Annotated in this window: 1 pseudogene; it reads left to right on the forward strand. The window is 33.1% G+C overall.

Annotation, left to right across the window (positions count from 1 at the left end):
- Positions 1 to 192 (forward strand): annotated as a pseudogene (locus tag ACRHOC_RS14880) (DNA polymerase III subunit delta'); the annotation flags it as partial.
- Between the last annotated feature and the right edge of the window lie 71 nt (positions 193 to 263).

Below are 263 nucleotides of genomic sequence, written 5' to 3' on the forward strand. Positions count from 1 at the left end.
TTTTTACAACCTAAATCAAAAAACTTCAAGCTCGAGAATTTTGCTCCTTTTGTTCATGGTAACAACATTATGGAAATAAGTGACGAGTTACAAGACGCCATTTATCATATTGAGAGAAACGGAAATTCGAAAATCATTCTAACCGACCTTTCTATTAAGCTTACCAGACTATTACACAAAAAATCTGCATAAAATGGCAGACGAAAAGTGGTTTGTAATTATTAATCCAACTTCAGGAAATGGAAAAGCAAAAAAGCTTTGGC

Source organism: Winogradskyella poriferorum (assembly GCF_050618035.1).
GTDB classification, from domain to species: Bacteria; Bacteroidota; Bacteroidia; order Flavobacteriales; family Flavobacteriaceae; genus Winogradskyella; species Winogradskyella poriferorum_A.